This is a genomic window from Cyanobium sp. BA20m-p-22 (assembly GCF_024346275.1).
Taxonomy (GTDB): Bacteria; Cyanobacteriota; Cyanobacteriia; order PCC-6307; family Cyanobiaceae; genus Cyanobium_A.
Genome location: NZ_JAGQCQ010000083.1, coordinates 1 through 11,694, shown reverse-complemented (window position 1 = coordinate 11,694; position 11,694 = coordinate 1). Strand labels below are relative to the sequence as shown.

The 11,694-nt window shown below is 66.4% G+C and carries 16 protein-coding genes; 8 read left to right on the top strand and 8 right to left on the bottom strand.

Annotated features, from left to right (window positions below; genetic code table 11):
• On the top strand, window positions 1-714 hold a 714-nt coding region (locus KBZ15_RS09040), incomplete at its 5' end, for an MFS transporter (protein WP_255014859.1).
• Here the strand turns inward: KBZ15_RS09040 and KBZ15_RS09035 are convergent.
• From KBZ15_RS09035 to KBZ15_RS09025, 3 genes are all read right to left on the bottom strand, one after another.
• Window positions 686-925, bottom strand: coding sequence for a hypothetical protein (locus KBZ15_RS09035; protein WP_255014858.1), 240 nt, complete (start codon window positions 923-925; stop codon window positions 686-688). The two genes, KBZ15_RS09040 and KBZ15_RS09035, sit on opposite strands and share 29 nt — an antisense overlap.
• Before the next feature lie 271 nt (window positions 926-1,196).
• Window positions 1,197-1,523, bottom strand: coding sequence for a type II toxin-antitoxin system RelE/ParE family toxin (locus KBZ15_RS09030; protein ID WP_255014857.1), 327 nt, complete (start codon window positions 1,521-1,523; stop codon window positions 1,197-1,199).
• Entirely contained in the window at window positions 1,520-1,735 is a 216-nt protein-coding gene (locus tag KBZ15_RS09025; protein ID WP_255014856.1) for a type II toxin-antitoxin system ParD family antitoxin, read from the bottom strand. Before KBZ15_RS09025 ends, KBZ15_RS09030 begins: the two co-directional genes overlap by 4 nt.
• A gap of 23 nt (window positions 1,736-1,758) precedes the next feature.
• Between KBZ15_RS09025 and KBZ15_RS09020 the strand changes: the two genes are divergently transcribed.
• Complete coding sequence (locus tag KBZ15_RS09020; protein WP_255014855.1) at window positions 1,759-1,986, top strand: ribbon-helix-helix protein, CopG family; 228 nt, start codon at window positions 1,759-1,761, stop codon at window positions 1,984-1,986.
• Window positions 1,983-2,342 (top strand): type II toxin-antitoxin system PemK/MazF family toxin, encoded by a 360-nt coding sequence (locus KBZ15_RS09015; RefSeq protein WP_255014854.1) that lies wholly within the window; start codon window positions 1,983-1,985, stop codon window positions 2,340-2,342. Before KBZ15_RS09020 ends, KBZ15_RS09015 begins: the two co-directional genes overlap by 4 nt.
• Before the next feature lie 186 nt (window positions 2,343-2,528).
• Here KBZ15_RS09015 and ychF read toward each other — a convergent pair whose 3' ends face one another.
• Complete coding sequence (gene ychF / locus KBZ15_RS09010) at window positions 2,529-3,620, bottom strand: redox-regulated ATPase YchF (RefSeq protein ID WP_255014853.1); 1,092 nt, start codon at window positions 3,618-3,620, stop codon at window positions 2,529-2,531.
• Window positions 3,621-3,664: 44 nt separating this feature from the next.
• Between ychF and KBZ15_RS09005 the strand changes: the two genes are divergently transcribed.
• On the top strand, window positions 3,665-4,873 hold the full coding sequence (locus KBZ15_RS09005) for an efflux RND transporter periplasmic adaptor subunit (protein ID WP_255014852.1): 1,209 nt from the start codon (window positions 3,665-3,667) through the stop codon (window positions 4,871-4,873).
• On the opposite strand, the gene wecB is transcribed toward KBZ15_RS09005, so the two are convergent.
• Window positions 4,870-6,000, bottom strand: a complete 1,131-nt coding sequence (wecB, locus tag KBZ15_RS09000; protein ID WP_396123427.1) for a non-hydrolyzing UDP-N-acetylglucosamine 2-epimerase — start codon at window positions 5,998-6,000, stop codon at window positions 4,870-4,872. The two genes, KBZ15_RS09005 and wecB, sit on opposite strands and share 4 nt — an antisense overlap.
• A gap of 119 nt (window positions 6,001-6,119) precedes the next feature.
• Here wecB and KBZ15_RS08995 point away from each other — a divergent pair, with 119 nt between their 5' ends.
• Entirely contained in the window at window positions 6,120-7,271 is a 1,152-nt protein-coding gene (locus tag KBZ15_RS08995) for a type IV pilus twitching motility protein PilT (RefSeq protein ID WP_255014850.1), read from the top strand.
• Between the two features lie 22 nt (window positions 7,272-7,293).
• Here KBZ15_RS08995 and KBZ15_RS18650 read toward each other — a convergent pair whose 3' ends face one another.
• Window positions 7,294-7,533 carry a high light inducible protein gene (locus KBZ15_RS18650; protein WP_261357527.1) on the bottom strand — a complete coding sequence of 80 codons (240 nt, stop codon included), beginning with the start codon at window positions 7,531-7,533 and terminating at the stop codon, window positions 7,294-7,296.
• Window positions 7,534-7,577: 44 nt separating this feature from the next.
• Entirely contained in the window at window positions 7,578-8,639 is a 1,062-nt protein-coding gene (gene tsaD, locus KBZ15_RS08985) for a tRNA (adenosine(37)-N6)-threonylcarbamoyltransferase complex transferase subunit TsaD (RefSeq protein WP_255014849.1), read from the bottom strand.
• A 61-nt stretch (window positions 8,640-8,700) separates the two neighbouring features.
• Here tsaD and KBZ15_RS08980 point away from each other — a divergent pair, with 61 nt between their 5' ends.
• Complete coding sequence (locus tag KBZ15_RS08980) at window positions 8,701-9,195, top strand: Photosystem I reaction center subunit III (RefSeq protein WP_254931747.1); 495 nt, start codon at window positions 8,701-8,703, stop codon at window positions 9,193-9,195.
• A gap of 59 nt (window positions 9,196-9,254) precedes the next feature.
• Window positions 9,255-9,371 (top strand): photosystem I reaction center subunit IX, encoded by a 117-nt coding sequence (gene psaJ / locus KBZ15_RS08975; protein ID WP_197148426.1) that lies wholly within the window; start codon window positions 9,255-9,257, stop codon window positions 9,369-9,371.
• A 27-nt stretch (window positions 9,372-9,398) separates the two neighbouring features.
• Here the strand turns inward: psaJ and gmk are convergent, their stop codons facing one another.
• The gene (gene gmk, locus KBZ15_RS08970; RefSeq protein ID WP_396123426.1) at window positions 9,399-9,962 is read right to left on the bottom strand and encodes a guanylate kinase; all 564 of its coding nucleotides are present in this window, start codon (window positions 9,960-9,962) and stop codon (window positions 9,399-9,401) included.
• Between the two features lie 59 nt (window positions 9,963-10,021).
• Between gmk and KBZ15_RS08965 the strand changes: the two genes are divergently transcribed.
• Window positions 10,022-11,694, top strand: a 1,673-nt coding sequence (locus KBZ15_RS08965; RefSeq protein ID WP_255014847.1) for an NFACT family protein, incomplete at its 3' end; no start/stop codon positions are given.

Sequence of the window (11,694 nt, the reverse complement as noted above, 5' to 3'; positions counted from 1 at the left end):
CTGCGGGGGATCTACCTGGTCGACAGCATCAGCGCCCGGGTGCTCGTGGTGCTGCTGCTGCGCCAGCCCCTGCCCAACCCGGAGCCGTCCCCTACCGCCGCCGCCGCCAAGACTCCATGGCGCCACTGGTTGCCACCCCTGCTGCCGGTGCTGGCGATCAGCCTGCTTGCCACCTCCCTACCCGTATTGATGCAGAGCGCCCTGCCTTTGGATCTGGTGCGGGGCGGGCTGGAGCGGGCGGCCATGCCCGAGAGCCTCGGCGCCCTGCTGGTAGGCATCCAACTGGGGCTGCTGGTGTTGATCCAATGGCCCGTAGGACAAGCCCTGGCCCGCAGGCCAATCGCCCACGGCCTCGGGCTCAGCCTGACCTGTTTTGCCGCCGGCACCGTGCTGCTGGCCTTCTCGGCCCTCACCCGCCAGGGCCTGTGGCTGGTGTTGTTGGCCCAGCTGCCCCTGGCCCTGGGGGCGGCAGCATTTCTGCCGATCGCCACCGAGGCGGTGATCGAACTGAGCCCGCCTGAACATCGGGGCCTGGCCATGGCCCTCTTCTCCCAGTGCTTTGCCCTGAGCGCCCTGGCTGCACCGCTGCTGGCGGGGCTGGCCCTCGACGCCCAGCGCCACGCCGGCGGCTTCTGGATAGGGATGACCCTGCTGTGTCTGGCGGGGCTCAACCTGGTGCGACGACTTAAACCGCGGCAGGGGGCTCAGGCTTAGGGGCCTGGCTGGCCACCCAGGCCTCATGGGGCAGGGGCTCGGTGCCGTACTCCCAATCGTCGTAGTCGGGATCGTTGCGGATCTTCTGGTGAAGCTCCTTCTGCACGTCGAAGTGGTGGAGAGAGTCGTCGGGTGATTCGGTGGCCGAGTGGGTGGGTGAGTTGGCGGGTGAGTTGGGCTGGGCTGGTTTTTGCTGGGCCGGATCGGTCACGGGTCAAGGGGGCATGTTGGGATCATTCTGAGCCCCCGCCCCCTGCCCCCGGCCAAAAGATCAGGCAAATCCGCCGTGTTCCTCCAGCAGGTAAATCCCAATGTGAGGGCGATGTGCATAGATCAGTACAAGCTGTACAGATTCCTGAACAGTGGCGGCGTGGAAGCGCGGGCGCAGCTGATCAGATCAGCGAGCTGGTCGGAAGTGGCTCAGTTTTCAATGCCGCTTGACATCTGGTTTGCTGGAGCATCAGCCACAAGCCGCACTGCTCTTAGCTGCTCGTTCCAAGGAGCCTCACCAGCATGCGACGTTGCTGATCTTGTCCGCCAAAAAACAAGGCGAGAACTCGAATCTGGGCCACTTCTGCGCAGATCTGAAACCAATAGATCGCCTGACCAAGGGCGAGATGCCGCAGACCTGGCAAGAGGTCGTCGTTGACGGACCCGCGCATGGCGTCAACTCGATTTGCCGCGTGGTGGGCAGCTTGGTCAGCAGGGTCACCAAAGTCTTGATAGGCCTTACTGAGAAAGGCCTCGATGAGGGCGAGTTCCCATTCGACAGCGGCGGCGAACACCACGGTCCATGCAGCCTTTGTCATGCCCGCCGCTCGCCGGATGCCACAAACGGGCCACCTGCCCGCTCAGTGAGGAGGGCGCGCAAGGCCGCCCGATCGGCCTGGGCATCGGCGTGCTGCTGCCACAAAAGATCGAGACCCTGCTGAAGAACGGCACACATTGAAGGGAAGCGACCTGTCTCCACCAGGGATCTGGCAAAGGCGTCCTGGTCATCGCTTGGCGCTAGGGTGTTCAACAAAACGTTTAACGAGATCCGCGATGGCGATCGGTGTGCGGTTGGCGCCCGAGCTGGAGCAGCAGTTGGACAGGCTGGCGCGCAGCATGGGGAAGAGCCGGAGTACTTGTGTGCGTGAGGCGATAGCGCAGTATGTGCACCGCTTCAGTAACAACGATGAGGCTCGGCGTCAGTCGGCATTGATTGCTGAACACAGCGGCAAACCCAACTGGAGTGAGCAACTTCCGGACTGGACTGATTGGACCGCATGACGGAGTTGGACAGCATGACGGTGGCTCTACAACGGGGGTTGATAGTGACGGTTGCCACCTCTGGGGTGTACTCAGGCAAACCAAGACCAGCCGTTGTGGTGCAGGCCAATCGCTGGCTTCAAGGTCATCCAAGTGTCACGCTCTGTCCGCTGACCAGCACCCTGCTGGAGGCACCACTGGTGCGAATTCCCGTGAACCCCAGTGGCAGCAATGGCCTGCGCAAACCCTCACAGCTCATGGCCGACAAGCTGTTCACAGTGCCCACAGCCGCTGTCGGTGCCGTGGTGGGGATCCTGGAATCAGGAACCATGGCTGAACTCGATCTCGCCCTGCGCAGCTGGCTGGAGCTGGCCTGACTTGAAGATGTCAATGGGGCGCCTGAGGGGTGTCACGTCTCGGACTCGCTTGGCATTGATCTCTGCGCTCCGCGAGATCTCTTGCTCGATCGCGTAGTGCTCCACGTCGACGTCCTGTTCTACGGCCATTGCTGGGGCAAGGGGTACTACCTCAAAGCCGCAAACCGCTGCAGCCCACGCGGAACCTCAGACGTTAAACAGAAACTCCATCACGTCTCCTTCCGCCACGATGTAGTCCTTACCCTCGGCCCGCAGCCAGCCCTTGTTGCGGGCTGCGGGCAGGGAGCCCGCCTCCAGCAGCTGCTGGGTGCCGATCGTCTGGGCGCGGATGAAGCCCCGCTCGAAATCGGTGTGGATCACCCCGGCGGCCTGGGGGGCGGTCATACCGGCCTGGATCGTCCAGGCGCGGGTTTCCTTTTCGCCGGTAGTGAAATAGGTGCGCAGGCCGAGCAGGGCATAGGTGGCCCGGATCAGACTTTGCAGGCCGCCTTCCTCAACCCCCAGGCCCGCCAGGAATTCGGCGCGGTCCGCCTCGGGCAGCTCGATCAGCTCGGCTTCCACCTGGGCGCTGATACGTACGGTGGCAGCCCCCTCCTGCTTGGCCACGGCGGCTAGCTCCTGGCAGTAGGCGTTGCCGCTGGCTAAGTCGTCTTCGCTCACGTTGGTGGCGTAGATGATCGGCTTGGCGGTAAGCAGCCCCAGGGGCTTGAGCAGCAGCGCCTCCTCGGCGCTGAGGGCCACATTGCGGGCCGCACCGCCGGCCTCCAGCTCGGCCTGCACCCGTTCAAGAACGCCATCTTCAGCCTGGGCCTCCTTACTGGTGCGCGCCTGCTTCTTGAGCCGCTCGCGGCGTTTCTCCACCTGGGATAGGTCGGCCAGGCCCAGCTCCAGGTTGATCACCTCGGCATCGCGGGCCGGGCCCACCGAACCGCTCACATGGATCACGTCGTCGTTCTCGAAGCAGCGCACCACGTGCACGATCGCGTCCACCTCGCGGATATTGGCCAGAAACTTGTTGCCCAGCCCCTCCCCCTGGCTGGCCCCCTTGACTAGGCCGGCGATATCCACAAACTCCACCTTGGTGGGGATGATCTCCTTGCTGGAGCTCAGGGCCGCCAGCTGGTTGAGCCGGGGATCCGGCACCGAAACGATGCCCGAGTTGGGCTCGATCGTGCAGAAGGGATAGTTGGCGGCTTCGGCCTGGGCATTGGCCACCAGGGCGTTGAACAGGGTCGACTTACCGACGTTGGGCAGTCCGACGATTCCGGCTTTGAGCATTGCTGAAATCTACGGGCCGCAGGCGAGGCCTCCCAGCAGCGAAAATGGACGTCTCCGCCCCCAGGCTGATCCCCACCCTCACTCCGCCACCGGCAGTGTCCAGCCCATCGGCAGCGCCAAAGCCAACTTCCGAGCCCGGCCCTGGCCCAAGCCGGCCCTGGCAAAAGCAACGGCGCCTGTGGGCAGCGGCCGCTGCGGCTGTGGTGCTGGTGGCAGGCATCGCCGTGATCCAACGCCAGCGGGGTCCGAGCAGCGCCAGCTTGGCTTCTTACACCGTGCTTGCTGCCTCCGGCAACCTGCCGGGCGTGGTCAGTGTCAGTGGCGAGCTGGCAGCTGAGAAAAGGGTGAATGTGAGCCCCAAACGCCAGGGCGTGATCGAAAATCTCTATGTGGAGGAGGGCGACCAGGTGCGCCGCGGCCAGGCCCTGGCCCGCATGGATCGCGGTGACCTCGACGACCGCTTGGGGGAGCTCCAGTCGCAGTTGAACTCAGCCCAGGCCGAACTGGTGCGTAGCCGCAGCGAACTGGAGCGCAACGAGCGGCTCTATCGCCAGAACGCCATCAGCTTGAGTGACTACAACAGGGTGCGCAGCACCTTTCTGGTGGATCAAGCTGGCGTGCGCGCCGCTGGCCAACGGCTAGCCGCCCGCCGGGTGGAGCTGGCCGAGCTGGTGGTGCGGGCTCCCTTTACTGGCGTGATCAGCCAGCGCTTCGCCGATCCCGGTTCCTTTGTGACCCCCACCACCACCGCCTCAGCAACAGCAGGCGCCACCAGCTCCTCGATCGTGGAACTCTCCCAGGGCCTGGAAGTGATTGCCAAGGTGCCCGAGAGCGACATCGGCAGGGTGCACATGGGCCAAAGCGCCACGGTGCGGGTGGATGCCTTTCCAGACCAGCGCTTCGAGGCCAAGGTGCTGCGGATCACACCAAGGGCCGTCAAGATCAACAACGTCACCTCCTTCGATGTGGTGCTGCGCCTGGTGGGTGAGCCGCCCGAGCTGCGGATCGGCATGACCGCCGACATCGGCTTCCGAACCGGCCAGGTGCAGGCCGAAACCCTGGTGCCCACCGTGGCGATCGTGACCGAATCTGGCCGCCCGGGGGTCCTGCTGGTGGGCAAGAACAACCAGCCCACCTTCCAGCCCGTGGAGCTGGGCATCAGCAGCGGCAAGGACACCCAGATCATCTCGGGGCTCAAGAGCGGCACCCGGGTGTTCATCGACCTGCCCCCCTGGGCCAAGAAACGCCCCTAGGGGCTTGTCGCTTGTTGGGCTGAGACCAGGAAGCTGCGGGCAGCCTCCACAATCCGCCCCGAAGCCTGGCCATCGCCGAAGGGGTTGTGGGCCCGGGCCATGGCCTCGTAGGCCTCGGGGTTGTCAAGCAGGCGACTGGCCTCCGCCACCATGTCGGCGCTGTCGGTGCCAATCAGCCGGGCGGTGCCCGCCTCCACTGCCTCGGGCCGCTCGGTGGTGCGGCGCAGCACCAGCACCGGCTTGCCCAGCGATGGCGCCTCCTCCTGCAGACCGCCCGAATCGCTCATCACCAAGGTGGCGCCGCGCATGGCCGCCACCAGCTGGTCGTAGTCGAGCGGCTCCACCAGGAAGGCCCGCGGATGGTCGCCCAGCAGGGCCTGCAGCGGTTCGCGCACGGTGGGATTGCGGTGCATGGGCAGCAACAGGGCGGTGTCCGGGTACCGGTCCAGCAGCTCCCGGAAGCCGCGGCCAATCTCCTGCAGCCGCTCACCCCAATTTTCGCGCCGGTGCACCGTGGCCAGGATCACCCGCTGCCGCTCGAAATCCAGGCCGGGCAACTGGTAAGGCGGTGCCTGCTCGGCCATCAGCAGCAGGGCATCGATCACCGTATTGCCGGTCATCAGCACCGTGCCCACCACGCCGGAAGCCCGGCAGTTGGCCGCCGAGAGGGGGGTGGGGGCAAAGTGCAGCTGGGTTACCTGGGAGATCAGGCGGCGGTTGGCCTCCTCGGGGAAGGGGTCGAGCAGGTTGTCGGTGCGCAGCCCGGCCTCCACATGGCCCACCGGGATTTGCTCATAGAAGGCCGCCAGGGCAGAGGCGAAGGCCGTGGTGGTGTCGCCCTGCACCAGCACCAGATCGGGGCGATGGCTGGCGAATTCCTGCTGCAGCCCCTGCAGGGCGCCGCAGGTGATGTGGGTGAGGGTCTGCTTGGGCACCATCAGGTCCAGGTCGTGGTCGGCCGTTAGGCCAAACAGGGCCATCACCTGGCTCACCATTTCGCGGTGCTGGCCGGTGAGCACCACCCGGGTGCGGAAATCCTCGGCCCGCTGGAACGCCCGGATCACCGGTGCCAGCTTGATGGCCTCCGGACGGGTGCCCAGCACGATCGTGACTAAGGGCTTAGACACCAAAGCTCTGCAGACTTACTGATCCTACGAAGGGTTAATCCTACGAAGGGCGCTGGTAAGAGATCCGGGGCTGACAGGCAGAAGCGCAGCCGCGAAGCTGGGGCAACGCCGCTGGGCCCATGAGCCAATCCCCCTTTCCTCCATCGCCCTTCCCGGCCGCGCCCCCCTCACCGCCGGCCGCTAGCCGCCCCAGCTTCGAAAGCGTCAGCCAGCCAGACAACCTGGAGGGCATCGTGCGGATCGCCCACGAGCAGGGCTTCTCCGATGTGCACCTCGGCGTGGGTGAGGAACCCCGCTTCCGGGCCAGGGGGGAGATGGCCGGCACCGGCTGGCCGAGCACCGATGCGGCCCGCTTCAACGGCTGGATGCGGGAGATGCTCAGCCCCGCCGCCATCGACGGCTTCCAGCGCGATAAGGACTACGACGGCTCCCACGCCTTTCCCTTCGTGCGGGTGCGCATCAACCTGATGGATTCGTTGCGGGGGCCCGCGATGGTGCTGCGGCTGGTCCCCCAGAAGATCGCCAGCCTCGAAGATCTCAACCTGCCGCCGGTGCTGCAGGAGCTCTGCCGCAGGCCCAAGGGAATGGTCCTGGTGAGCGGAGCCACCGGCTCTGGCAAGAGCACCACCATGGCGGCCATGGTCGATTGGATCAACAGCAACCAGAGCCGGCACATTCTCACGATTGAGGATCCGGTTGAATTCGTGCACGTCAGTCGTCGCTCCCTGATTCGCCAGCGGGAGGTGGGCCAGCACACCAAGCTGTTTGCCAAAGCGCTGCGGGCAGCCCTGCGGGAAGATCCGGACGTGATCCTGATCGGGGAGATTCGCGACCGGGAAACCCTGGCCACCGCCATCGAGGCCTCCCAGACCGGCCATCTGCTGTTTGCCACCCTCCATACCAACTCCGCCATCAAGACGGTGGAACGGATGCTGGGCATGTACCCGCCCAGCGAGCAGGAAAGCGTGCGCCGGGCCGTATCGGAGACCTTGCTGGGCGTCATAGCCCAGGGGCTCGTAAAAACCAATGACGGCAAACGGGCCGCCTACCACGACATCCTGATCAACACCGATGCCTGCAAGGACTACATCCAGCGCGGCGAACTCGACGCCATCGAGCAAATAATGGGCCGCAGCGGCTTTGACGGGATGCAGACCGCCAACCAATCACTCCAGATCCTGGTGGAGCAGGGCCGGGTCAACCCCGTGGACGCCATTGCCGAGAGTCCCAAAGCCAACGAACTGGCCCAGGCCCTGCGCGGTCGCTACTGAATATGCAGTGATAAGTAGATAGTCAGTGGCTGGCCAGCCGGGCCACCACCAGAACTGACAGACCCACCGAGAGCCCAACCATCGCCAGGCGACCATTCCAGATTTCAGCTTGGGGAGTGAAACCGCGGCGCCAGGCGTTCAGCTCGGTTGGCGGCACCTCTTCGCCAGCCACATGACCGGGCTCGCCAGCTACTTGAACAGGGGAGTGGGACGTGGGAGCAGGACGCTCCAGGGGATCGCTCTCGCCGTCGAGGGGGGTCATGGCGCCGCACCGATCCGCTGGGGTTCCAGCCTACGGGCATTGGATTAAAAGCATCCAGGGTGTTCATAGAGCCGATCTGCCTGCTCCAGCGGCATTCGGGCCCCAACCCCCAGCTCCAGGGAGCTGGTCTGACCGGCTACCAGCCGCTGGGCAGCCGCCAGACCGATCATGGCTGCGTTGTCGGTGCAGTAGGCCAGCGGCGCCACCCGCCAGGCCAGGCCATCCCGCCGGCAGCGCTGCTCCAGCAGGGCCCGCAGCCGCCTGTTGGCTGCCACTCCCCCAACCAACACCAGGGTTTCAAGTCCCTGGTCTCGGGCGCAGCGGCAACTCCGCTCCACCAACACCTCCGCCACCACCTGCTCGAAGCTGGCCGCCAGATCGGCCAGGGGCAGGGGCTCGGCGGGCATTGCCTGCTCCAGGGCCCGCACCTGGCGCAACATCGCCGTCTTGAGGCCACTGAAACTGAAGTCGTAGGGGTAGTAGCCCCCCTCCGGGCGAGACACCCGGCCCTTGGGCAGGGCAAAGCGGCTGGGATCGCCCTCCCGGCCAGCGGCCTCAATCGCCGGACCGCCCGGATAGGCCAGGCCCAGCAGCCGGGACACCTTGTCAAAAGCCTCTCCGGCCGCATCGTCATGGCTGCGGCCCAGGCGCAAATAGCGGCCGGGCCCATCGACCCGCAGCAGTTCGGTGTGGCCACCACTGACCAGCAGCACCAGATAGGGGCCGGGCGGCAGTGGCTCCCCCAGCTGCACCGAGCAGAGGTGGCCCTCCAGATGGTGCACGGCCACAAAGGGCTTGGCATAGAGGCGAGCCAGGGTGCGACCTGTCACCGACGCCACCAGCAGGGCTCCCACCAGGCCGGGGGCAACGGTGGCGGCAATTCCATCGAGGTCGGCCAGGGCGACATCGCTTTCGAGGCACACCTGGGCGATCAACTGGGGCAAGGCCTCCACATGGCGACGGGAGGCGATTTCGGGCACCACCCCTCCCCAGCGGGCGTGCTCTTCCACCTGGGAAGCCAGGGCACTGGCCAGCAGCGTCCGGTCGCGCACAATCGCTGCCGCCGACTCGTCACAACTTGTTTCGAGGGCAAGAACCGTGGGCATCTGACCTGGGGAGCTCCCGTACTGTCCGTGGGTGACATCCTGCCCCGCGGCCCCGCGTCTGATGCGCCGTTTTCTCTCCCCCAGACTCTTCGCAGTCCTGCTCTCAGCCTTCCTGTTGGTGGGCTTTGCCCCCATGGCCCACGCGGACGTGGCAGGCCTGACCCCCTGCTCCGAAAGCGCCCGCTTCCAACAGCGCGCAGCCACCGCCAAAACCGATCAGGCAAAGGCGCGCTTCGCCATGTACAGCCAGGCCGTTTGCGGTGCCGATGGCCTGCCCCACCTAATCGTGGACGGTCGCTGGAGCCACGCCGGCGACTTCATGATCCCGGGCATCGCCTTCCTCTACATAGCCGGTTGCATCGGCTGGGCTGGCCGCAACTACCTGCGGGCGATCCGAGGCGACAAGGACGCCACCATGAAGGAGATCCAGATCGATCTGCCCCTGGCCTTCAAGAGCACCCTGGCCGCCGCCACCTGGCCCCTGGCCGCATTTGGCGAACTCACCAGCGGCAAGCTGCTGGAATCCGACGACAAGGTCACGGTTTCGCCCCGCTGAGCAACTTCGCCCCGCTGAGCAACTTCGAACTGCGACCCGTCCCGTCCTGAATTTCAACCATGAAAAAATTCCTCACCACCGCTCCGGTTTTTGCCGCTGTCTGGTTCACAATCACGGCCGGCATCCTGATCGAATTCAACCGCTTCTTCCCGGACCTGCTCTTCCATCCGCTCTGACGGCCCCCTAGCCGTTCAGACAGCGCCTTAGCCGTTCAGGCCCATCAGCTTCTCAAGCTGAGCGATGGCCTCTTCCAGGTTGCCGTTCAGCAGCCTGGCGTCGAATTCCGGGGCTGCCGCCAGTTCAATGCGGGCCCGCGCCAGGCGGCGAGCGATTGAGTCCTCGCTGTCACTGCCGCGGCCCCGAATGCGGCGTTCGAGCTCCTCGAAGCTGGGCGGCTCCACGAAAATCTGGAATCCGGCCGCAAAGCTCCTGCGCACCTGCCGGGCCCCCTCCAGCTCAATTTCCAGCAGCACGGGCCGGCCAGCTGCAAGTTGGGCCTCCACCGGCTGACGGGGGGTGCCGTAGAGGTTGCCGGCAAATTCAGCCCACTCCAGGAAGCCCGCCCCGGCCACTTGCCGCTCAAAGGCATCCCTACTCAGGAAAAAATAGTGCTCGCCATCCACCTCGCCGCCCCGGGGGGCCCGGGTGGTGGCCGAGATGGAGAGCCAGATCTCTGGGTGCCGCTCCAGCAAGCCCTTCACCAGGGTGCCCTTGCCAACCCCACTGGGGCCAGTGATCAGGGTGAGGCGACCGGGCAGGGCGCTCATGGCAGACATCAGCTCTGGCCTGCAGAGTAGAAGCCAGCCTCGAAGCCCCTGCCCTGCCCATGGCCCCCTCTCGCCTGCAGGCAGTGGACGTGACGACCCTGCGGGCGCTGCTGGCTGAATGGCGACCCCTGCTGCTGCCCAGCCGCTTCGAGAAGGCCCAACAATCCAGCCCCCACACCCTGCAACTCAGCCTGCGCAGCCTCAGCGGGCCCCACTGGCTCGAGCTCAGCTGGCAGGCGGAAGCGGCCCGTCTGCACACGATCCCGGCGCCGCCCCGCCAGGGCGATGGCAGCACCCTGGCCCAGCAACTGCAGCATGGGCTGCGGGGGCTGGCCCTGGTGGAAATTCTCCAGCAGGGCTGGGAGCGGGTAGTGGAGCTTGGCTTCGCCCGGCGCCCTGGCGAGCCCGTGCTGGGCTGGCTGGTGGTGGAACTGATGGGGCGCCACAGCAACCTGCTGCTGCTGGATGGCGAGCGCCAGGTGGTGGCTCTGGCCCGCCAGGTGAAACCGAAGCAATCGCGCCTGCGGCCAATCGGCACGGGCGATCCCTACCAGCCCCCGCCGCCCCTGGCCGGCGAGCCCCCGCGGCTCGAGGAGAACTTCCAGAGCTGGCAGCGACGGCTGAGCCTGGTGCCCCTACCGCTGCAGCAGGCCCTGCGGGACGCTTACCAGGGAATGAGCCCGGCCTTACTTCGTCAGCTGCTGCCGCCGGGCTGGGGGGAGCTCGAGGTGGGCGGGCTCAGCCCAGCCCAATGGCAGCAGCTTTGGCAGCTCTGGCGCCATTGGCTCTCCGCCGTGGCAGGGGAGCAGTTCTGCTGGCAAATCGAGCCGCAGGGCTACCGCTGCTGGGGCAAACCCTGCCCGCAGGAGCCCCTGGGGATCAACCGGGGCCTGGCCGCCTATTTCAGCGAGCAGCTGGAGGCCAGCGCCCTACTGCACCAGCGCCAGCAACTGCGCCACCGGCTCGAGGCTGTGGCCGCCAAGGAGACCCGTCAAGCACGGGAACAGGAGGCCCTGCTGGCGGCAGTTGCCGAGGCCGACGTCCTGCAGGGTCAGGCAGACGCGCTCCTCAGCCAGATCCAACCCAGCCGCCAGTGCATCGACGCAGCCCAGAAGCTCTACAAAACCGCCCGCAAACGCCGCCGCTCCGTGGCGGCGATCACCCCGCGGCTGGAGCTGCACCACCAGCGGCTGGCCTGGTTGGAGGCGAGCCTCACCTATCTCGATCAGGCCGAAAGCCTCAACCAGGTGCTGGGCCTGGCCGCTGACCTAGAGACCCTGGGCGGTTTACCTGGGCAGGGCAGTGGGTCTGGCCGCAGCGTGCCCCGCCGGGCCCGGCCCGGCTCCGGGGTTGAGGGCGTGCCCCAGCCCCTGGAACTGCACACCGCTTCCGGCCTACCTCTGCAGGTGGGGCGCAACCACCGCCAAAACGACTGGATCAGCCTGCGGCAGGCCCGCCGCGGAGATCTCTGGTTCCATGCCCAGGAAGTGCCGGGGAGCCATGTGGTGCTGAAGAGTTCCCAGCGGCTGGCCAACGAGGGCGATCTGCAGGCCGCCGCCGATCTGGCGGCCCACTTCAGCCGCGGCCGGGGCAACCTGCGGGTCCCGGTGGTGATGGTTCCCACCGAAGACCTACAGCGCATACCCGGGGCCGCGCCCGGTACGGTGCGCCATCGCGGCGGCACCGTGCTCTGGGGCGAGCCCCAGCGCGCTCTTAGCCTGCTGGGGGAACT